At 40.6% G+C, this 21783-nt stretch carries 17 protein-coding genes; 13 read left to right on the top strand and 4 right to left on the bottom strand.

The genetic code is table 11. The features are described 5' to 3' along the window. Positions 1 to 72: 72 nt before the first annotated feature. Both EDC44_RS00195 and rimI read left to right on the top strand, forming a co-directional pair. Entirely contained in the window at positions 73 to 498 is a 426-nt protein-coding gene (locus EDC44_RS00195; protein ID WP_131974167.1) for a DNA polymerase III subunit psi, read from the top strand. Between the two features lie 2 nt (positions 499 to 500). Further along, entirely contained in the window at positions 501 to 965 is a 465-nt protein-coding gene (rimI, locus tag EDC44_RS00190) for a ribosomal protein S18-alanine N-acetyltransferase (protein ID WP_131974165.1), read from the top strand. Between the two features lie 25 nt (positions 966 to 990). On the opposite strand, the gene birA is transcribed toward rimI, so the two are convergent. Then, positions 991 to 1755: a bifunctional biotin--[acetyl-CoA-carboxylase] ligase/biotin operon repressor BirA gene (gene birA, locus EDC44_RS00185; RefSeq protein ID WP_165870203.1), complete on the bottom strand. Its 765-nt coding sequence runs from the start codon at positions 1753 to 1755 to the stop codon at positions 991 to 993. Positions 1756 to 1886: 131 nt separating this feature from the next. Between birA and guaB the strand changes: the two genes are divergently transcribed. The 5 genes from guaB (at position 1887) to EDC44_RS00160 (ending at position 7616) form a co-directional block, all read left to right on the top strand. Continuing rightward, positions 1887 to 3353 (top strand): IMP dehydrogenase, encoded by a 1467-nt coding sequence (gene guaB / locus EDC44_RS00180; RefSeq protein ID WP_131974161.1) that lies wholly within the window; start codon positions 1887 to 1889, stop codon positions 3351 to 3353. 61 nt (positions 3354 to 3414) lie between these two features. Then, positions 3415 to 4074: an HAD family hydrolase gene (locus EDC44_RS00175; protein ID WP_131974159.1), complete on the top strand. Its 660-nt coding sequence runs from the start codon at positions 3415 to 3417 to the stop codon at positions 4072 to 4074. A gap of 172 nt (positions 4075 to 4246) precedes the next feature. After that, positions 4247 to 4951 carry a dipeptidase PepE gene (gene pepE, locus EDC44_RS00170; RefSeq protein WP_131974157.1) on the top strand — a complete coding sequence of 235 codons (705 nt, stop codon included), beginning with the start codon at positions 4247 to 4249 and terminating at the stop codon, positions 4949 to 4951. Between the two features lie 11 nt (positions 4952 to 4962). Further along, positions 4963 to 6255, top strand: coding sequence for a C4-dicarboxylate transporter DcuC (dcuC, locus tag EDC44_RS00165; protein ID WP_131974155.1), 1293 nt, complete (start codon positions 4963 to 4965; stop codon positions 6253 to 6255). A 92-nt stretch (positions 6256 to 6347) separates the two neighbouring features. Further along, entirely contained in the window at positions 6348 to 7616 is a 1269-nt protein-coding gene (locus tag EDC44_RS00160; RefSeq protein WP_131974518.1) for a M20 family metallo-hydrolase, read from the top strand. 93 nt (positions 7617 to 7709) lie between these two features. On the opposite strand, the gene EDC44_RS00155 is transcribed toward EDC44_RS00160, so the two are convergent. Then, entirely contained in the window at positions 7710 to 8948 is a 1239-nt protein-coding gene (locus tag EDC44_RS00155; RefSeq protein ID WP_131974516.1) for a Zn-dependent hydrolase, read from the bottom strand. Between the two features lie 393 nt (positions 8949 to 9341). Between EDC44_RS00155 and EDC44_RS00150 the strand changes: the two genes are divergently transcribed. Next, on the top strand, positions 9342 to 11948 hold the full coding sequence (locus tag EDC44_RS00150; RefSeq protein ID WP_131974153.1) for a TonB-dependent receptor domain-containing protein: 2607 nt from the start codon (positions 9342 to 9344) through the stop codon (positions 11946 to 11948). A 126-nt stretch (positions 11949 to 12074) separates the two neighbouring features. Here the strand turns inward: EDC44_RS00150 and putP are convergent, their stop codons facing one another. Continuing rightward, positions 12075 to 13592, bottom strand: a complete 1518-nt coding sequence (gene putP / locus EDC44_RS00145; protein ID WP_131974151.1) for a sodium/proline symporter PutP — start codon at positions 13590 to 13592, stop codon at positions 12075 to 12077. A 137-nt stretch (positions 13593 to 13729) separates the two neighbouring features. Here putP and rng point away from each other — a divergent pair, with 137 nt between their 5' ends. From rng to rpsO, 5 genes are all read left to right on the top strand, one after another. Next, positions 13730 to 15205: a ribonuclease G gene (gene rng / locus EDC44_RS00140; protein WP_131974149.1), complete on the top strand. Its 1476-nt coding sequence runs from the start codon at positions 13730 to 13732 to the stop codon at positions 15203 to 15205. Between the two features lie 144 nt (positions 15206 to 15349). Beyond that, positions 15350 to 16798, top strand: coding sequence for a metalloprotease TldD (gene tldD / locus EDC44_RS00135; RefSeq protein WP_131974147.1), 1449 nt, complete (start codon positions 15350 to 15352; stop codon positions 16796 to 16798). Positions 16799 to 16971: 173 nt separating this feature from the next. Next, positions 16972 to 18168, top strand: coding sequence for an aspartate aminotransferase family protein (locus tag EDC44_RS00130; RefSeq protein ID WP_131974145.1), 1197 nt, complete (start codon positions 16972 to 16974; stop codon positions 18166 to 18168). A 132-nt stretch (positions 18169 to 18300) separates the two neighbouring features. After that, on the top strand, positions 18301 to 19722 hold the full coding sequence (locus EDC44_RS00125) for a sucrose-specific PTS transporter subunit IIBC (protein ID WP_131974143.1): 1422 nt from the start codon (positions 18301 to 18303) through the stop codon (positions 19720 to 19722). Positions 19723 to 19911: 189 nt separating this feature from the next. Beyond that, positions 19912 to 20181 (top strand): 30S ribosomal protein S15, encoded by a 270-nt coding sequence (gene rpsO, locus EDC44_RS00120; protein WP_131974141.1) that lies wholly within the window; start codon positions 19912 to 19914, stop codon positions 20179 to 20181. 85 nt (positions 20182 to 20266) lie between these two features. On the opposite strand, the gene sstT is transcribed toward rpsO, so the two are convergent. Further along, positions 20267 to 21523, bottom strand: coding sequence for a serine/threonine transporter SstT (gene sstT / locus EDC44_RS00115; RefSeq protein ID WP_131974139.1), 1257 nt, complete (start codon positions 21521 to 21523; stop codon positions 20267 to 20269). Positions 21524 to 21783: the final 260 nt, after the last annotated feature.

The following is a 21783-nucleotide window of genomic DNA, read 5'->3' as shown; positions in this document are numbered from 1 at the left end:
GAGTTAGTAAAATAACATTTAACAAATAAAGCGATATTGTTTAAAATATCACTTCATTTTTGGGAAAAAATAATGACGAAACGCGATTTACTGCTACAACAAATGGGCATCACCCAATGGCAACTGCATCGGCCGGAAGCATTGAAAGGTGTGGTACAAGTATTTTTATCGGAAAATACCGCCTTGGTGATTATTGCAGATCAGCCTGTTGATAAAAGTGCGGTGCTATTTAAAGATATTTTCACTGCATTAAATCTCTCTGAAAGCAATGGTTTATGTTTGGATTTTGAACAAGTTCAGCATTTGAATATCAATAAATCGGTGATTTGCTGGTTTTTAACGGATAATTCGGAAAAAATCGACCGCACTTTATCCCAATTAAAAAACACATCAACGGTGTGGAAATCCCCTGCTGTTGCCAATTTTTGCCACAATACACAAGCCAAACGCCGGCTTTGGCAACAAATGCAGCATTATCTCTCTCAACAAACCAATTAACTATGTCGAATACTTCTCAACCGACTGTCAGCCCAGTGGAAGCCCAAGATTTTGAACGATTATTTGAAATCGAACAAGCGGCACATTTAGTACCTTGGTCAATGGGAACCTTAAAAAACAACCAAGGCGAACGCTATTTGAATTTGAAATTAACACAGCCACCGCAGCACCGTATCGTTGGTTTTGCCATCTGCCAGTTTGTACTGGATGAAGCGACATTGTTTAATATCGCCATCGATCCCGCTTTTCAGGGCAAAGGATTCGGCATATCATTACTAAATGCCTTAATCAGCAAATTAAAAACCAAAGGAATCCAAACCTTATGGCTCGAAGTTCGTCAATCAAATCTCACCGCAATGAAACTCTATGAAAAACTAGGCTTTAACGAAGTGGATATCCGCAAGAATTACTATCCGTTGCCGGATGGCAAACGGGAAAATGCGGTAGTGATGGCGCTATATCTATAATTTTCATGATTTTACTTTCAAAATTCTACCTTTTCCGTAACGACACTTCCCCACCATTAAATTTCAACAATCCACCGGAAGTTTCAATTAACACATAGCCTTTTTCGTCTATTCCCCGCTCAATGCCTGAAACGGTTTGTTGTGCCGAGATGATATTAACCGGTTGATTTAAATAATAATCTGACATAAACCATTGTTGACGTAGATTTTCTGAGATGCCCTGCTGTTCAAATTCGATTAAATAACGGTGTAAATTTTTGGTGATATTCACAATAAGTTGATTGCGATTTAAATTCGGCAACACTTCTTTAAGTTCCGCCCAGGCTTGATCAATAGGGGGATTTTCACCAAGGGATAAATTAATGCCGATACCAATCACTGCATTGAGTAAACCGTTTTTATGGTTACTGATTTCCACTAAGATGCCCGCTAACTTACGCCCGTTTAATAAAATATCATTCGGCCATTTCACTGCAACGCCCGTTGCTCCCGCTTGTTTTAAGCTGTCGGTAATCGCCAAACCTATCACGGAGCTCATTCCTTCAATGGATTTTCCGGGATCGAATGTCCAATATAAACTCATAATAATTTGTCCGCCGAAAGGTGATTTCCATGCTCGTCCACGCCGTCCGCGCCCTGCGGTTTGTTCTTCCGCCAAACACAGTGAACCTTTCGGTAAATCTGCTAAATGAGTCAATAAATATTCATTGGTTGAATCAATGCTGTTAAACACAATTACCGGATTAGGCAAAAGTGCGATAGATAAAAATTGAGAATCAAGTGGTTGCATACAAACGCTAAATTTTTGAAAAAACGACCGCACTATCATATCAAAAAAACAAAAAAATTCTATTGCTAAACGGGTTTGATACGTGTACAATCCGTCCGCAATATTTTTTAACTTACACGAGAGATATTGCAATGCTTAGAATCATCAAAGAAGCACTCACTTTTGACGACGTTTTGCTCGTCCCTGCTCACTCAACCGTTCTGCCAAATACAGCAACCCTGTCAACACAATTAACCAAAGAAATTCGTTTAAATATTCCTATGCTTTCCGCGGCAATGGATACCGTAACCGAGGCAAGATTGGCTATATCATTGGCTCAAGAAGGCGGTATCGGTTTTATCCATAAAAATATGTCTATCGAACGCCAAGCCGATCGCGTACGTCGTGTGAAAAAATTTGAAAGCGGTATCGTATCCGAACCGGTAACCGTTCGTCCGAATTTAACGTTAGCCGAATTAGCTGAAATCACGAAGAAAAACGGTTTTGCCGGTTATCCTGTGACGGAAGAAAACGGTGAATTAGTAGGTATTATCACCGGTCGTGATACGCGTTTCGTTTCCGATTTATCTAAAACCGTTGAACAAGTTATGACACCTAAAGCACGTTTAGTAACCGTTAAACCGGAGGCTTCCCGCCAAGAAATTTTCCATTTAATGCACGAACATCGCATTGAAAAAGTATTAGTGGTTGATGACGGCTTTAAATTGAAAGGCATGATTACTCTGAAAGACTATCAAAAAGCGGAACAAAAACCGAATGCCTGTAAAGACGAATTCGGCCGTTTACGCGTAGGTGCGGCAGTGGGAGCCGGTGCGGGCAATGAAGAGCGTATCGAAGCATTAGTGCAAGCAGGTGTTGATGTATTATTGATTGATTCATCACACGGTCATTCCGAAGGAGTATTACAACGTGTGCGTGAAACTCGTGCGAAATATCCAAATCTACCGATTATCGCAGGTAATGTTGCAACTGCCGACGGTGCAATTGCGCTTGCGGATGCCGGTGCAAGTGCGGTGAAAATCGGTATCGGTCCGGGTTCTATTTGTACCACCCGTATTGTTACCGGTGTTGGTGTACCGCAAATCACCGCAATTTCTGATGCGGCAGCGGCATTAAAAGAACGGGGCATTCCGGTGATTGCCGACGGTGGTATTCGTTATTCCGGCGATATTGCCAAAGCTATTGCAGCCGGTGCATCCTGCGTGATGGTGGGGTCAATGTTTGCGGGTACAGAGGAAGCACCGGGTGAAATCGAATTATACCAAGGCCGTGCTTTCAAAGCCTATCGCGGTATGGGGTCTTTAGGAGCAATGAGCAAAGGCTCAAGCGACCGTTATTTCCAATCCGATAACGCCGCAGATAAATTAGTGCCGGAAGGTATTGAAGGTCGTATTCCTTATAAAGGTTTCCTAAAAGACATCATCCACCAACAAATGGGCGGCTTGCGTTCTTGTATGGGATTAACGGGCTGTGCCACTATCGAAGAATTACGCACCAAAGCACAATTTGTACGTATTAGCGGTGCGGGTATCAAAGAAAGTCACGTACACGATGTAACCATCACCAAAGAAGCACCGAATTATCAGGTGGGAAATTAATTTAATATAACGATAAAACCGAACTGTATCCTTGCAGTTCGGTTTTTTATAAGGAATATTTATGCTACAAGCCATTATTTTCGATATGGATGGTGTAATCGTTGATACGGAATATGTTGAATTTGCATTACAAAAAGATTTTATTCGTGGCATTCAAGAGCACAATAATCCGATTACACACAAAGAATATTCCGAAGTGGCAGGAAAATCGTTGAAAGATATTCCGGAAATTATAAAACGCTTGAGCGGTTCATCTTTGCCTTTGGATGAAATTCGTGCTCGCTATCAGGTTTTCTTTCATAATATTTTCGATAATATTGATTATCAAACCATTTTTCGTAAAGATATCAAACAGATCATCCAATATGCCAAGGCGAATAATATTAAAATTGCCGTGGCATCATCGTCCGCCTTTGAACATATTCGCAATATTTTGACTGCTTGCGGGATTTTTGATGAGTTTGATTATATTGTCAGCGGCGAACAATTTGCTCAAAGTAAACCCCATCCTGAAATCTATTTGCATACTTTAGAAACATTAGGCGTTTCAGCAGAAAATGCCGTGGCTGTTGAAGATTCCTATTATGGCATTATTGCCGCCAAAAAAGCCAATATTAACGTCATCGCCTACGAAGAAACCCGAATGGACATTGATCAATCTTTAGCGGATTATAAAGGCAAAGACATGCTTGAAATTTTAGCCATTATCAAAACCCTCTAAACCGCAAAAGTGCGGTGAAATCTACCGCACTTTTCCCCACATCGTTGCGATATTTCCGTCTATTCGAAAATTATTTTTGTGACCATTGTCACGGAATGGCATTTTCATCAGAATTAACTCTTTGATCTTATAATATAATACACGTAATTAAATAACGACAATGGAGAATAAAATGAAAAAAATGTTATTGATGAGCGGCTCGAAATATAAAGATACCGGTTATTTAGTCCATACAATTCCTTGGCTACAACAATTTTTAGCCGATTATCAAGGCAAAAGAATGGCATTTATTCCTTATGCGGGTGTACGCCGATCTTATGACGAATATGAGAAAAACGTACAAGAAGCACTTTCTTGCTTGAATATGGAAATTATTTCTGTCCATCACGGCAAGCGGCATTGGGATATTATCGAACAAGCGGATGTGATTGCAGTAGGCGGCGGCAATACCTTTTGTCTATTAAAGCAGCTATATGAACATCAATTATTAGAACCTATTCAAGAGAAAGTCAATGCGGGAACACCGTACTTTGGTTGGAGTGCCGGTGCAAATATTGCGGGTAGCAGCATAATGACCACCAATGATATGCCTATTACTTATCCTCCTTCTTTTAATGCGTTAAACCTATTCCCTCACCAAATTAATCCGCATTTTATTTCCGGCAAAATGCAAGGACATAATGGCGAAAGTCGGGAAGAACGTTTAACCGAATTTTTAATTGTAAATCCGACCGCACTTGTCTATGCCTTGCCCGAAGGTACCGCATTACATATTATAGGCGAGCAGGCGACAATATTAGGCGAACAAGATATTTTACGTTTTAGCGAAAACATGCAATTAACCACTATTACAACTAATTCAACATTTATATACTAAGGCTGGTTACCATGACTGAATTAAAATCTATCGTAGCAATTTTAGGGATTATTGTTACTATCTATTTATTAATCAAGAAATACGAAACCCGTACCGTGCTGATTGGTATCGGTTTAATTATGTCCCTGATTACGCTAAATCCAATGGGTGCTTTAGATGCCTTTGCTAAAAGTATGACATCCGGCGGATTAATTATGGCTATCTGCTCCAGTATGGGTTTTGCTTATGTAATGAAATATACTCAATGCGACACTCACTTGGTGCATTTACTCACTAAACCGCTCAGTGGTTTGAAATTTTTACTTATTCCTATTGCCACCATTATCACCTTCTTTATTAATATCGCTATTCCTTCCGCAGCAGGCTGTGCGGCTGCCGTCGGTGCCACATTAATTCCGGTATTAATGGGAGCGGGAGTTCGCCCGGCAATGGCAGGGGCTGCTATTCTTGCGGGCACATTCGGTTCCATGATGAGTCCGGGCTCATCACATTCTGCAATGATCAGTGAAATGTCCGGTTTAACCATCACCGAAGTTAATCTTTCACACGCACCTTATACTATGATTGCCGGCGCTATCGGTGCGGCAGTGCTGACAATCTTAGCGATTTTATTAAAAGACTACGGCGAACAATTCCGTCAAGCTTATCGCGAAAAAAATAAAGAAGCTGAAGCTCAAGTGAAAAAAGTAAATATTTTTTATGCCTTAGCGCCATTAGTGCCTTTAATTATCTTAGTTATCGGCGGTACATCATTACAACAAATTCCGGGACTTGAATGGACTAAAATGGGCGTGCCGCAAGCCATGTTAATCGGTGCGATTTACGGCATTGCCGTCACCCGTATTTCTCCGGTAAAAATCACACAAGAATTTTTTGACGGAATGGGCAATGCCTATGCTAATGTATTAGGGATCATCATTGCCGCCAGCGTATTCGTAGCCGGATTAAAATCTACCGGAGCCGTGGATTCCGCCATTGAGTTTTTGAAACATTCAAACGAATTTGTACGCTGGGGAGCCACCATTGGTCCATTCTTAATGGGATTAATTACCGGTTCCGGTGATGCAGCGGCTATCGCCTTTAATACTGCGGTAACACCACATGCGGTTGAATTAGGTTATACCCACGTCAATCTTGGCATGGGTGCAGCCATTGCCGGTGCTATCGGACGTACTGCTTCACCAATTGCCGGTGTAACTATCGTATGCGCGGGGCTTGCCATGGTAAGCCCGGTAGAAATGGTGAAACGTACCGCCCCGGGAATGATTTTGGCCACGCTATTCCTTACATTATTTATGCTGTAAAAAAACCATAAAAATAACCGCACTTTGGGTTAAATTCCAATAAAGTGCGGTGCATTTTCAACAAGTTTTCTATTTATTTGAGGAAATTGATGATGAATACTGAATTAGCACAATTAATTGAATGGCGAAGAGAATTTCACCGCTTTCCCGAAATAGGTTGGACAGAATTTTGGACAACAAGCCGCATTGCCGATTATTTAGATGAAATGGGATTTGAAATTCTACTTGGTAAGCAAATTATTAATCCGGATTTTGTGCGGGGACGTAAAATCGCAGAAGTGGAAAAAGGTTATGCCAATGCCATTGCTTACGGTGCCAATAGCAAGTGGCTGGAAAAAATGGACGGCTACACCGGCTGTGTGGCTGTTTTTGATTCCGGTAAACCGGGCAAAACTGTTGCATTGCGTTTTGATATTGATTGCGTTAACGTTACGGAAACAGATGATCCGCAACACAAACCCAATCAATTAGGCTTTGCTTCTCTCAATAAAGGCTTTATGCACGCCTGCGGACACGATGCCCATATCACTATCGGATTAGCGACCGCACGTTGGATCTCACAAAACAAAGATAAACTTTGCGGAAAAGTCAAAATCGTATTTCAGCCTGCAGAAGAAGGCGTTCGAGGTGCCTCTGCTATTGCAGCCAGCGGCATTATTGATGATGCGGATTATTTTGCAGCTTCCCATATCAGTTTCTGTGCAGATAGCGGTACAGTGATTCCGAATCCTAAAAACTTTCTTTCTACCACCAAAATTGATATTCGTTACACTGGAAAACCGGCACACGCCGGCGCAGCGCCACATTTAGGTCGCCATGCGTTACTTGCCGCAGCTCATGCGGTAACTCAATTTCATGCTATAGCACGACACGGAGAAGGTATGAGTCGAATTAATGTCGGTGTATTAAAAGCCGGTGAAGGTCGTAATGTGATCCCGGTTAATGCAGAAATTCAATTGGAAGTTCGCGGCGAAAACAAAGTCATTAATGAATATATGGTCGAACAAGTCATGCAAATGGCAAAAGGCATTGCCATAAGTTTTAACCTGGGCTATGAAACGGAAATCATGGGCGAAGCGGTAGATATGAACAATGACACAGAACTCGTTCAATTAGTTGAAGAAATCGCATTAGAACAACCACAAGTACATAATAGTCACGCGGATTATATGTTTAATGCGAGCGAAGATGCCACCATCTTGGGACGACGTGTACAAGAACATGGCGGAAAAGCCATTTATTTCATTATTGGTGCGGATCGTACTGCGGGACATCATCAAGCCGAATTTGATTTCGATGAAAACCAATTATTAACTGGTGTGAATATTTATACGGAATTAGTAAAACGGTTATTGCATTAAACGGAAGCAAAAGTGCGGTAAATTCTACCGCACTTTTCATTTAGGTGTATGGGATTTTTGTCCATTACGCCGGATTTATTGCTTATTCAAAGATTAATCTACTACCTCCGCCTGCTCCAATACGACTTTTTGCAATACCTTAATGCCCGCTTCAATATCTTTCCAATCGGTAAATTCTAAAGGATTATGGCTAATCCCGCGATGAGAAGGTACAAAAATCATGCCTGTCGGGCAAAGTGTTGCCATATGCATGGCATCGTGCCCTGCTCCGCTCGGCATAATTTCATAGGAGTAATCTAATTCCCGTGCAGCCTGACTAATTTGTTCTACCATTTCCTGCGATAATACAACAGGCTGATCGTTGGAAATCACTTGTAGCTCAATAACAACCTGACGTTTTGCTGCAATCTTTTCGATATTCTCTTGTAGCCGAATAAAGACGGACTCTCTTGCTTCCGAATGCGTACCACGAATATCCACTAATAGTTCGCAATCACCGGGAACCACATTCATCACGCCCGGTTTAACCGACATATTCCCAACCGTCGCCACCGTAGCATGTCCAGCATCAATAGCTGCCTGCTCAATGATTAATGCCAATTCCGCACCGGCCAATAAAGCATCGTGTCGATAATGCATTGCCGTTGCACCGGAATGATCCGCTTGCCCCTTAATTTTAACAATGCAACGTATCGGTGCGGCAATACCGGTTACCACACCGATAGTCTTACCTTCATTTTCTAAACGCGGACCTTGTTCAATATGTAGTTCAAAGAAGCATTTAAAATCCTTTGCTTCACGTTTTGCCTGATTAACCCGGTTAAAATCCAGACCATATTCCGCTAATGCCTGATTTAATCCTTTACCTTGTTTATCTCGTAAAACGGATAACTTTTCTTGATTAGTAACGCCGCACATCACTTTGCTACCTAAAGTGGCATAATTAAAACGGCTGGATTCTTCACACATAAAAATGATCAATTCTACAGGATAATGCGTTTGAATCTGTTGTTCACATAGTTGAAATAAAATTTCCAGTCCACCGACCGAACCTAAAGGTCCATCTAATTTACCGGCATTGATGACTGTATCAATATGTGAACCAAAGGCGACAGCAGGCAAATCATTATTAATACCGGCTTTACGAATAAATAAATTCCCTATTTCATCAGTACGTATCGTTAAATCATATGGTTTACATAATTCAATAAGATAACGATGAGCTTCCGCATCTTGTGAACTGAATGCCAAGCGAGTTAACGCTGCTTTTTCCGCAGAAATACCTGCGAGATTTTCGATAATGGACTGCACACGAGATAAATTAATAGACATCATATTCCCCCTTAAATATTTTGTGAACTATGTCACGGAACCATACTTTCATCAGCATAACGCTTTAGATTCTAAGATACAATAATGTGTGATTCAATAAAACTTACCGCACTTTAGAGTCTCTTAATGTCTACAAGCCAAAAGTGCGGTCGATTTTATAAATATTTTAGGGTATGTTGATAATTGTTTAGATTAAATACCAACATGCCTATTCTAAACGTAAACACCCATTTTTATGATGCTTTATCGTTCAAACCAACGCTTCACATGTAATCTCATAAAATCATTTTCTTAACCTTATTTTAACTTATAACAAACAAATCTTTAAATTCCCCTTGCCTTATTAAAAATAAAAATTATAATCATTAATCTTTGAAAAAAGGAGACATTATTATGAAAAATATAAAAACAATACATTTCCCCCTGTTTACTGCATTGCTGTTCAATTCGGCAGCCTATGCAGAAGACACACAAACCTCACAGCTTGAACAGATTGATGTTGAAGACAAAATCACAGAAACATCAAATTATAAAATGTTTAAACAAGCTGCGGCATCAAGTAGTAAAGAACAGGTTTATAAATCTACCGCCTCCCTTGATGAAACCATAAGAAGCATGCCCGGTGCATTTACCCAGCAAGATAAAAGTTCGGGCACGCTGTCTTTAAATATTCGCGGCGATAGCGGATTCGGACGGGCTAATTCAATGATCGACGGTGTTGTACAAACGTTTTATGCCTCCGCAACGGATGGTAATAACCGTTCAGGCGGATCATCGCAATTCGGTGCGGTACTGGATGCCAATTTTATCGCCGGCGTTGATTTAACCAAAGGTACTTTTGACGGAAAGAATGGTTTAAACTCCCTTAACGGTTCGGCAAATTTTCGTACTTTAGGGGTAAATGATGTAGTAAAAGTCGGTGATAAATTCGGCATTTTGACAAAAGGTGCAATTGGAAATAATCAATCGAAATATGATTATATGGCAACCGCCGCTTACCGGCAGGAGCTTAATAACGGAGGATATTTGGGCATTCTTTATGGTATAAGTAAACGTGCTGTTTCACAAAATTATAAAATAGGCGGAGGGAGAAAAATCAGCTCGCTGGGAGTAGATATCTTAAATGCAATTAAACGTGACGATTTTCTTTTTTCCGGATTAAAAGAAACGCCTAACGGTTGGAGTACTCCGTCTGAGTTAGAAGAGTCCTGTTTAAAATCATACGGAGAGAGCTGTTTGTCATACTTTGAAAAAGTCTGGCAAGAAACCAGCAAACAGTATGATACAACGCCTTTTGATGCCGATGCACTACGTCAAAAATCACAAAGCCATTTAGCTAAAATTGAATACGCGGACAATTATAATATCCTGAATTTGCAGTATCGTGTGTTTAATAATCTGCTCGCAGGAAGAAAAATTGAAAACAAAACATACCAACTTAATTATAATTTTTCATTGGGTGATCTTACTGATTTAAATTTATTATATTCCCATAACAGCGCTAAACAGAAATATCCCAAAGGCAGTTTATTCTCCGGTAGAGAAGTAAAAGATTATTTACAGGCGAACAATATCTCCGACACCTTAGATATAAATAACCATTTTTCATTTTCCTTACCCAAGAATATAACCTATGACTTAACTTTGGGCGCCAATTTACTTATAAATGAATACAGTAAGAATCGCTTCCCTGAAGAGTTCGGATTGTTTTATGGTCTGAATGAAATAGGTGATAAAGCCATTTTACCGAGAACCTCCTCTATTTTTCAGCCATCAGGGAAACAAAAATTTACAACGTTTTATATAGATAATCACCTTGCAAAAGATATTTTCAATCTTAACTATAATGTCAATTTTGTAAATTATCGATTCAATGGAGAATACGCCAACTACTTCATCGATTACGAAGATTATGTGGGCCACTACTCTGAAAATGAAATTCTGAAAAACTTTTGTGATAAAGAACTCTCACTTGATGGTCAGACTTACTATTATTACTGTGCATTACATGAAGCAATTACGAAAAAAAGCGGTAAACGGAATAATATCAATCATTCACTCGTACTAAATGCTGATATTCATGAATTATTTAATCCTTTTATCAGTTATTCGAAAACGCATAGAATGCCGAATATTCAAGAAATGTTTTTTTCTCAAATTGGCACTATCGGCGTAAATACTAAATTAAAGCCCGAACAGGCACAAACCTATCAGATCGGCTTCAATAGTGCAAAAGAAGGGCTCTTTTCCGATAACGATAGATTTGGTCTGAAACTGGTCTTTTACCGTAGCAAAATTAAAGATTACATCCATAATGTGTATGGCTTCTGGGGAAGTGAGCCACCGGATTGGTCAAAAATAAACAGTTATCTGTATACTGTGCACTTTCAGAATTATCGTCGACCGGTAAGAAAGAAAGGTCTGGAATTAGAACTCAGTTATGATAATAGCCGATTCTTTGCTAACTTATCCTATGCTTATCAAAAAAGTAACCAGCCAACCAGTTTTGGTGATGCCGGTCCGGACAATATTGACGATGAATCTTTAGATCAAGTTTATGGCTTAAGTAAAATTTCAATGTTACCAAAAGATTACGGAAGATTGGAATTAGGTACCCGTTGGTTTGATCAAAAGCTAACGCTCGCCACTGTCGCTCGCTATTACGGAAAAAGTAAACGGGCAACAATAGAAGATGAGTATCTTTATGGGTCACATCAGTTCGATGATTATGATGCTAATTATTTAAGAACCCGAAAAACGGAAGAGATTAATAAACAACCAATAATTTTTGATTTTTATATTAGCTATGAACCGATAAAAGATCTCATTATCAAAGCTGAACTGATTAACGCATTTGATAAACGTTATATCGATCCTTTAGATAGCAATAATGATTCGGCAAGCCAACGTTATTATCAAATGGAAAGCGGTGATACTATTGTGCTGAATAACTTTGCCCGAGGGCGTACCGCAAGACTCAGTCTAAGCTATAAATTCTAATATTAAGAACTATATTCTTTCTTTTCATAAAACACCGTCCGCTTAAACCACATAGAAGGACGGTGTTTTTTTGAGCCCTGTGTAAAGTACGGCTCATTTCACCGTACTTTTCATTGATTAGACTAATTATTTGGCTGCCGTTTTATAAGCCCGCGTTGCCAAATCAAAAGTTTCTGCAACTTTATCTTCCGGTTTGCCCGCAAGCAATGAAACCACAATAATTGCCAAACTACCTAATAAGAAACCCGGGATCATTTCATATACGCCCGCTAATTCCGAACCTGCCGGTAACAGTTTTTTCCAAGCAAAAACCACTGTACTACCGGTCAGCATCCCGGCTAATGCACCGGCGGATGTCATTCGTTTCCAGAATAAAGACAATAACACAACCGGACCAAAGGCACTACCGAAGCCCGCCCAAGCAAATTCAACCAGTTTTAATACTTTATTATTTTCATCTTGTGCCAGAGCAATAGCAATTCCCGCAATCACTAACACCATTGAACGACCAAGCCAGACCAATTCTTTTTCACCGGCATTCGGGCGAATAAAGCCTTTATAGAAATCTTCTGTAATAGCACTGGCGGAAATTAATAATTGACCGCTCAAGGTACTCATTACCGCCGCTAAAATTGCAGAGAGCAATACACCGGCAATCCACGGATTAAATAATAATTTGGCCAATTCGATAAACACTTGTTCGTGCTCATTATTTACCACTTGTGCCACTTGCGGATTAGCATAAAAATAGGTGATTCCGAAGAAACCGATAGCTACAGCGCCTGTTAAACAGATAATCATCCAAACCATCCCGATACGGCGAGCCCGGTGTAAGGATTTCACCGAATAAGCCGCCATAAAACGGGCTAAAATATGCGGTTGTCCGAAATAACCTAACCCCCAAGCTGCCAAGCTGAGCAGACCTAAAGGTGTGGTGCCGGTAAATATATCAGTGAAATCTTTTTGTGCCGCCACTTCCGCCTGTACTAATACCGCTTGCATTTGTTCCATACCGCCAAGAGCCAATACCACAAATACCGGCGTTAAAATTAAAGCAAAAACCATTAATGTAGCTTGAATGGTATCCGTCCAACTTACCGCTAAAAATCCGCCGATAAACGTATAAATAATAGTCGCTAACGCACCATACCAAATTGCTGTGGAATATTCCACCTGCATTAAATTCTGGAATAACTTCGCTCCGGCAACTACACCGGAGGCACAATAAATCGTAAAGAAAACGAGGATAATCGTAGCAGAAATGATTTTTAAGGTTTTATGTTCCGTACCAAAACGGGCGTGAAAATATTCCGGCAGAGTCAATGCGTTATTATTAAATTCAGTGAATACTCGCAACCTGCCCGCTACAAACAGCCAGTTTAAATATGCTCCGACGGTTAAACCGATAGCAATCCAGCCTTCAACAAGACCTGCCGCATACACGGCGCCCGGCAGGCCCATTAACAACCAACCGGACATATCTGACGCACCGGCAGACATCGCCGTTACAAAACTGCCTAATTTACGACCGCCTAAAATATAATCGGACAAATTATTGGTGTAATAATACGCTAAAAACCCAATAGCAATCATACCGAGAATATACACGGTAAATGTCACCATTGTCGGATCAAATCCAAACATCTCAACCCCTTTATTCTATGATTTTTTAAACAAACCGGCATTTTACCCGAATTAGGGCTATTATTCCATTTTCCTTTTCGTTATATTAAGCAACAATTATAGAATATTTAAAAAATCAACTAAAATCAGGTGTCATAATGAACAGCGTAGAATTATTAATTAATGTTACGCCCAATGAGACCCGTGTCGCGTTGGTGGATACCGGCATATTAAAAGAAGTACATATTGAACGGGAAGCCAAACGTGGTATTGTGGGTAACATTTACAAGGGTAAAGTAATGCGGGTATTGCCCGGTATGCAGTCCGCTTTCGTCGATATCGGGCTGGAAAAAGCGGCATTTTTGCACGCATCCGATATTGTTTCTCACACGGAATGCGTAGATGAAAGCGAGAAAAAGCAATTTGTAGTGAAAGATATCGCCGAACTGGTGCGTGAAGGACAAGATATTGTGGTGCAGGTAGTTAAAGATCCCCTTGGTACAAAAGGTGCTCGTTTAACCACAGATATTACGCTGCCATCCCGTTATTTAGTCTTTATGCCGGAAAACAGCCATGTGGGCGTATCACAACGTATTGAAAGTGAAGAAGAACGTGCCAGATTAAAAGCATTAGTGGAGCCTTACTGCGATGAACTGGGCGGCTTTATTATTCGTACTGCCGCAGAAGGTGCGACCATTGAAGAATTACAGCAAGACGTGGCGTTTTTAAAACGCCTATGGCGAAAAGTGCTCGAACGCCGTAAAAAATACCCGACAAATTCAATGCTTTATGGCGAACCGAAACTGGCACAACGAATTTTACGGGATTTTATCGGGGCACAAATCAATTTAGTGCGTATCGACTCCAAACTTGCATTTAATGAAGTCACTGAATTTACGCAAGAATTTATGCCGGAATTGACCAACCGTTTATCACTTTATGCGGGAAATCAACCGCTCTTTGATGCCTATGGTGTAGAACGCGGGATCCAAGAAGCCTTAAATAAACGGGTTAATCTGAAATCCGGCGGTTATTTGATTATCGAGCAAACAGAAGCGATGACCACGATTGATATTAATACCGGTGCATTTGTCGGTCATCGCAACTTGGAAGAAACCATTTTCAACACTAATATTGAAGCCACAAAAACCATTGCCCAACAGCTTCAATTACGTAATCTTGGCGGAATTATCATTATTGATTTTATTGATATGCAAACCGATGATCACCGTCAACGGGTAATTCAGTCCTTGGAAGAAGCGCTATCCAAAGATCGGGTAAAAACCAACGTAAACGGCTTCACTCAGCTCGGTTTAGTGGAAATGACCCGCAAACGCACAAGAGAAAGTCTAGAGCATATTCTGTGCGAAGAATGTCCGGCTTGCAAAGGCACGGGATCATTAAAAACCGTGGAAACCGTGTGTTATGAAATTATGCGGGAAATTATTCGCGTACATCATTTATATTCCAGCGAACAATTTGTGGTTTACGCATCTCGTGCGGTGGCAGATTATTTAATCACCGAAGAATCTCACGGCTTAATTCCGGAATTGGAAGTGTTTATCGGCAAACAAGTTCAAATTAAAACCGAAGTCTTTTATAATCAAGATCAATTTGACGTGGTTGTAATGTAGCCGTAAAAACAAACCTTCTTCTGTTTACGGAAAAAAAGGGGAAAATTATTCTTGATATAAAATCTTAATTTCCCCCCTCTCTATCATTTCGAAACATCCCTCCCGTAAACAGGAGAGAATTTTATAAAAAATAACGAGAATAAAATGTTAAAACAAGTATCAGAAAGCCTATTAACACAAAGTAATTTATCCTTAAATCAACTCCTCACTATTTTCGATACGCTCTCTCACCGCAATATCGATTATGCGGATTTATATTTCCAACTCAGTCAAGATGAAAGCTGGATGCTGGAAGACGGTATTATCAAAGAAGGCGGATTTCATATTGATCGTGGCGTAGGCGTACGTGCAGTCAGCGGCGAAAAAACCGGCTTTGCTTATTCCGACCAAATTAATTACGCCAGCCTGCAACAATGTGCCAAAGCGATCAAAGGCATTGCTCAAACCAAGCAGGGAAACATAATCGTACCAAATAAATTCAATGAAACCCAAGCCATCTTGCGTTATGCCGGTATCAATCCATTGAACAGTTTAAGCAAAGAACAAAAAATCGAATTGCTCCATTTGGTGGATCGCACGGCTCGCACAATGGATAAACGGGTTACCCGTGTTTCCGCATCACTCAACTCTATGTATGAAGAGGTGCTGGTAGTGGCGACTGACGGCACACTTGCCACAGATATCCGCCCGCTTATCCGCCTATCTATTTCCGTATTGGTGGAACAAGACGGTAAACGCGAACGGGGCAACTCCGGTGCAGGCGGTCGTTTCGGTTTGGATTGGTTCTTAACCTCAGAAAACGGCGAAATTCGGGCAGTACATTTTGCCAAAGAAGCCGTACGCCAAGCACTCGTTAATCTGAGTGCGATTTCTGCCCCCGCCGGTATGATGCCTGTGGTATTAGGTGCCGGCTGGCCGGGTGTGTTATTGCACGAAGCAGTAGGTCACGGTTTGGAAGGGGATTTCAACCGTAAAGAAAGCTCGGTATTCAGCGGAAAATTAGGCGAATTAGTCACTTCTCCATTGTGCACCATTGTAGATAACGGCACATTGCAAGACCGCCGTGGTTCAATAACCATTGATGATGAAGGCGTGCCATCGCAATATAACGTACTCATTGAAAACGGCATTTTAAAAGGCTATATGCAGGATAAAATGAATGCCCGCTTAATGGAAATGAAACCCACAGGTAACGGCCGTCGCGAATCTTACGCTCATTTGCCAATGCCGAGAATGACAAATACCTATATGCTGGCAGGCGAAAGCAAATTCGATGATATTATCGCCTCCGTGGATCACGGCATTTACGCCCCTCATTTCGGTGGCGGCCAAGTGGATATCACATCCGGTAAATTCGTGTTCTCTACCACAGAAGCCTATTTAATTGAAAAAGGTAAAATAACTAAGCCGGTAAAAGGTGCAACCCTAATCGGCAGTGGAATCGAAGTGATGCAACAAATTTCAATGGTGGCAGATAATATGGAAATTGATCACGGCATCGGCGTATGCGGTAAAGAGGGTCAAAGCGTCCCGGTGGGTGTTGGGCAACCGGCATTGAAAATCGAAAAAATCACCGTGGGTGGAACGAGTTAACAAGAATTAACAAAAAGTGCGGTAATTTTAACCGCACTTTTTTATATCTCGATTAAATGAATTTATATTCATTTTTATTGATTAAATATTCATTAAGTTATAAGCTATTCACACCATGTACGGCATAATATGTCGTCTCTCCATATCGTATAACAATATAAAGGACAAATACAATGACATACTCCAGACAAGATTTTGATAAAGTCATGATTAAAAACTATAATCCTGCAAATTTTATTCCCGTGAAAGGTAAAGGCAGTCGGGTGTGGGATCAGGAAGGCAGGGAATATATTGATTTTACCAGCGGCATTGCGGTGAATGCATTAGGACATTGCCCTGATGAGTTGGTGGAAGTGCTGAAAGCCCAAGGGGAAAAACTATGGCATTCCAGCAACTGGTTTACCAGTGAGTCGACTATTGAACTCGGTTCCAAATTAGTAGCAAAAACCTTTGCAGATCGTGTGTTTTTTGCTAATTCCGGTGCGGAAGCTAATGAAGCGGCATTAAAATTAGCCCGTCGTTATGCAGTGGATCATTTTGGTTATCATAAAAGTAAAATTATTTCCTTTAAACAAAGTTTCCATGGTCGTACGCTGTTTACCGTAAGTGTGGGCGGTCAACCGAAATACTCCGACGGCTTCGGCCCGAAACCGGCAGATATTATCCACGTGCCGTTCAATGATTTAAACACAGTGCGGGCGATGATGGATGATCACACTTGTGCCATTATCGTCGAACCCATTCAAGGAGAAAGCGGTGTACAGCCGGCTACCAAGGCATTTTTGCAAGGTTTGCGTGATCTATGTGATGAATATCAAGCCCTACTGATTTTTGATGAAGTGCAAACCGGTGTAGGACGTACGGGATACTTCTATGCTTATCAACGCTATGGTGTGATACCGGATATTCTCACATCTGCGAAAGCCCTAGCAAACGGCTTCCCGATCAGTGCAATGCTCACAACCGAAGAAATTGCAAAAAGTTTGGGGGTAGGCGTACACGGTACAACATTTGGCGGTAATCCGTTAGCTTGTGCTATCGGTTCCAAAGTAGTGGATATTATCAGTGATGAAAAATTCTTAGACAATGTGAACCGCACTTCTGAATTATTTGTACAAGAATTAGAAAAAATCAATCAAGAATATCATTTATTTACTGAAATTCGGGCACAAGGGTTATTAATCGGTGCCGAGTTGATCGAACCATATCACGGCAAAGCCGCCGACTTTGTGAAACGCTGTGCGGATCAAGGCGTAATGATTTTGGTAGCGGGTCCGAATGTATTACGTTTTGCACCGGCATTAAATATTTCGGAACCGGAATTAAATGAAGGCTTGGCTCGTTTACGTATGGCATTGAAAAATCTTTGATAAAGATCACATTTTTAAAGATTTCAGCTAGCAGCACTAAACCGATTTAGTTAAAATTCAATGGTTATTTTTTATTAATTTAAAATTAATCAGTTTTATTCATAATCAATCTGTTAATCACTAGGAGAGCCTATGAATTACCCTGAGATAGCCAAGCAAACGATTGAAAAGCTCGGTGGCAAAGAAAATATCGCAACAGCAGCACACTGTGCAACCCGCTTACGTCTAGTGCTAAACGACGAAAACAAGGTCGACAAAGAAGGCATTGAAAATATCCAAGGTGTGAAAGGTCAATTTTCCGTAGCCGGTCAATATCAAATTATTTTTGGTTCCGGTACAGTCAATAAAGTACATGCTGAAATGACAAAACAGCTCGGTGGCGGAGATTCTGCGGATACCGGCAAAGAACAAGCAGCCAAAGCTGCAGCGGAAAAACAGGGAATAGTACAACGCTTAATCAAAGGATTAGCGGATATCTTCGTTCCTATTATCCCTGCGATCGTTGCAGGCGGTTTATTGATGGGTATTGGGAACATCTTTACCGCCAAAGATCTATTTGAACCCGGCAAAACTTTATTGGACAACTACCCGCACTTCCAAGATCTTGCCGCAATGATTAACACCTTTGCCAACGCACCGTTTGTTTTCCTACCGATACTGCTTGGTTTTACCGCAACAAAAAAATTCGGAGGAAACCCTTATTTAGGGGCAACTTTAGGGATGTTATTGGTACATACAGATTTAACTAGTGCCTATGAATATGCGGCAAAGCTGGCATCTGGCGAATTAAAACATTGGAATATCTTCGGTTTAGATATTGAAAGTGTAGGCTATCAAGGTACAGTAATTCCAGTACTCATTGCTTCTTGGGTGTTGTCAATGTTGGAAAAGGGATTCCGTAAAATCATTCCGTCTGTATTAGATAACTTAATTACACCATTATTCAGCCTGTTTATTACCGGTTTCCTGTCTTTCACTATTATCGGTCCGTTCGGACGCGAAGCCGGTGAGTTTTTAAGTCACGGCTTGACTTGGCTGTACGACACTGCCGGTTTTATCGGAGGAGGAATATTTGGGGCATTTTATGCACCTATTGTGATCACCGGTATGCATCAAACCTTCATTGCGGTTGAAACACAGTTATTAGCCAGTACGGCTGCAACTTTTATCTTTCCGATTGCCGCAATGTCGAATATTGCACAAGGTGCAGCCTGCTTGGCTGTTGCGGTATTAAATCGTGATGCAAAAACTCGCGGATTGGCTGTACCGTCAGGTATCAGTGCTGTCTTAGGTATTACCGAACCGGCTATGTTCGGGGTAAATCTGCGTTACCGCTACCCGTTCTATGCCGCAATGATCGGTTCCGGTTTGGCTGCCGCATTTATTTCATTATATAACGTTAAAGCCTCTGCTTTAGGTGCGGCCGGTTTAGTCGGCATTGCATCTATCCGCGCAGGTGATTGGTGGCCCTACGCAGTAGGAATGGCTATCTCATTTACTGCTGCTTTTACACTATCGCTTATTCTCGGCAAACGTGCTCAAGCGAAAGCGTAATTAATAAAATTATTATATGAGCAGGGGCGTATTTAATACGTCCCTGTTTTTAGCATAAAGTGCGGTCTTTTTTTGAGATTTTTCTTGCTTTTATCCCGCTTCCCCACTACAATTCAACTTCGCTGTCATCGCTGGAGTAGAGATCGGCGAATGATGTATCTCAACACTCAAATTTATTAGGAGTAACAAATGTCTCTAACAACCGAGCAAAAAGCAGCAATCGTTGCTGAATATGGTCGTGACGGTAAAGATACCGGTTCATCTGAAGTACAAATCGCTTTATTAACTGCACAAATCAACCACTTACAAAGTCACTTTGCAGTTCACAAAAAAGATCACCACGGTCGTCGCGGTTTATTACGCATGGTTTCTCGTCGTCGTAAACTTTTAGATTACTTAAAACGTACTAATTTAGAACTTTACACTACAACTATCGCACGTTTAGGTTTACGTCGCTAATTTGCGAAATATTCCAGAAGGAAAAGCTCCCGAATCGGGAGCTTTTTTGTTATGAAAAATCAGGTAAAAGCGGATTGTAGTCCGCTTATTCAATTAAAGATTTTTGCTCTCTGTTTTTTTCTGCGATACAAGCTGCCGCAGTAAATAGTACGTCCGTTGATGAATTCAACGCAGTTTCCGTAGAATCTTGTAATACACCGATAATAAAGCCTACCCCGATAACTTGTGCGGCAATTTCATTTGGGATACCGAATAAACTACAAGCAAGCGGAATTAATAACAGCGAACCGCCGGCGACACCGGAAGCACCGCAAGCACAAAGACTGGCAACGATACTTAATAAGATAGCTGTATCGAATGGTACATCTATGCCAAGAGTATGCACTGCAGCCAGAGTCAATACAGTAATCGTTATTGCCGCACCGGCCATATTAATCGTTGCCCCCAACGGAATAGACACGGAATAAACTTCTTCATCCAATTCCAAACGTTTTGCCAATTCCATATTTACCGGAATATTGGCGGCAGAGCTACGCGTAAAGAATGCGGTTAAACCGCTGGTACTCACACATTCCCACACTAATGGATACGGATTTCGACGGATTTTCCAATAAACAATGAGAGGATTCACCACAAACATAACGAATAACATTACCCCGATTAATACCTCTAATAATCGAATATAGTTGTCTAAGGCACTTAATCCTTTATCGGCAAGTGCTTCTGCCACTAATCCAAATACCCCGAACGGTGCAAAAGAAATCACGACATGTACGATTTTGGAAATTGCTTCGGAAAAATCATTCACCATATTTTTAGTCGTATCAGAAGCATAGCGTAATACAATTCCCAATCCCACAGCCCATGCTAAAATACCGATAAAGTTTGCATTAGCTAAAGCATTAAACGGATTGTCAATTGCATTAAACAATACTGTTTTTAATACTTCCGTCACGGCTGACGGCGGAGATAATTCGCCTTCAGGTACTACTAATGTAATCCTACTCGGAAAAACAAAGCTGGCGATAACAGCCACGAATGCTGCTAAAAATGTCCCCAGTAGATATAACACAATAATATCTTTCATATTACTTTTTGAACTGGCTTTTTTATTGGCTATTGCCGCAATAACCAGCATAAAAATTAAAATTGGTGCAACAGAACGCAATGCTCGGACAAAAATAGCCCCTAAAAATCCGGCTTTTTCAGCTAAATTAACATTTAATGTAGGCTCTAATGCAGGAGAGATTAAGGCTAAAATGATACCTAAGATCAAACCGATGGAAATTCGTTTAACCAAACTTCCATGGAAAAATAATGAAAAGAAACGTGATGTATTCATAGTTTTATGATGATGCGTTATGCAGACATTGGCTGCGGTTAATAATTCAAGTCATAACAAGTACGACTTCCCTGTTTTTCGTCATAAGATTAACTAAAAAATAATAAAAATTAAACAAAAAAAATAAAAAAACTCCTATCTGCAATAAAAAGATAAGAATTTTATTTAAATTTTGAAAAAAATCTAATTTTACATAGAAAAACACAAAACAAATCGAGCAATCATTAAACTCTCATTTAAAACAAGCAAATAACAAACGA

It is taken from the genome of Cricetibacter osteomyelitidis, from assembly GCF_004340985.1.
Classification (GTDB): Bacteria; Pseudomonadota; Gammaproteobacteria; order Enterobacterales; family Pasteurellaceae; genus Cricetibacter; species Cricetibacter osteomyelitidis.
Note: the sequence above shows the minus strand (reverse complement) of the source record. Positions and strands in the feature narration are given on the sequence as shown.

Bases quoted from the DNA above. Each gene is read 5' to 3' on its own strand.
- EDC44_RS00195 (WP_131974167.1), top strand. From the start codon at position 73: ATGACGAAACGCGATTTACTGCTACAACAAATGGGCATCACCCAATGG.
- rimI (WP_131974165.1), top strand. From the start codon at position 501: ATGTCGAATACTTCTCAACCGACTGTCAGCCCAGTGGAAGCCCAAGAT.
- birA (WP_165870203.1), bottom strand. From the start codon at position 1,755: ATGCAACCACTTGATTCTCAATTTTTATCTATCGCACTTTTGCCTAAT.
- guaB (WP_131974161.1), top strand. From the start codon at position 1,887: ATGCTTAGAATCATCAAAGAAGCACTCACTTTTGACGACGTTTTGCTC.
- EDC44_RS00175 (WP_131974159.1), top strand. From the start codon at position 3,415: ATGCTACAAGCCATTATTTTCGATATGGATGGTGTAATCGTTGATACG.
- pepE (WP_131974157.1), top strand. From the start codon at position 4,247: ATGAAAAAAATGTTATTGATGAGCGGCTCGAAATATAAAGATACCGGT.
- dcuC (WP_131974155.1), top strand. From the start codon at position 4,963: ATGACTGAATTAAAATCTATCGTAGCAATTTTAGGGATTATTGTTACT.
- EDC44_RS00160 (WP_131974518.1), top strand. From the start codon at position 6,348: ATGAATACTGAATTAGCACAATTAATTGAATGGCGAAGAGAATTTCAC.
- EDC44_RS00155 (WP_131974516.1), bottom strand. From the start codon at position 8,948: ATGTCTATTAATTTATCTCGTGTGCAGTCCATTATCGAAAATCTCGCA.
- EDC44_RS00150 (WP_131974153.1), top strand. From the start codon at position 9,342: ATGAAAAATATAAAAACAATACATTTCCCCCTGTTTACTGCATTGCTG.
- putP (WP_131974151.1), bottom strand. From the start codon at position 13,592: ATGTTTGGATTTGATCCGACAATGGTGACATTTACCGTGTATATTCTC.
- rng (WP_131974149.1), top strand. From the start codon at position 13,730: ATGAACAGCGTAGAATTATTAATTAATGTTACGCCCAATGAGACCCGT.
- tldD (WP_131974147.1), top strand. From the start codon at position 15,350: ATGTTAAAACAAGTATCAGAAAGCCTATTAACACAAAGTAATTTATCC.
- EDC44_RS00130 (WP_131974145.1), top strand. From the start codon at position 16,972: ATGACATACTCCAGACAAGATTTTGATAAAGTCATGATTAAAAACTAT.
- EDC44_RS00125 (WP_131974143.1), top strand. From the start codon at position 18,301: ATGAATTACCCTGAGATAGCCAAGCAAACGATTGAAAAGCTCGGTGGC.
- rpsO (WP_131974141.1), top strand. From the start codon at position 19,912: ATGTCTCTAACAACCGAGCAAAAAGCAGCAATCGTTGCTGAATATGGT.
- sstT (WP_131974139.1), bottom strand. From the start codon at position 21,523: ATGAATACATCACGTTTCTTTTCATTATTTTTCCATGGAAGTTTGGTT.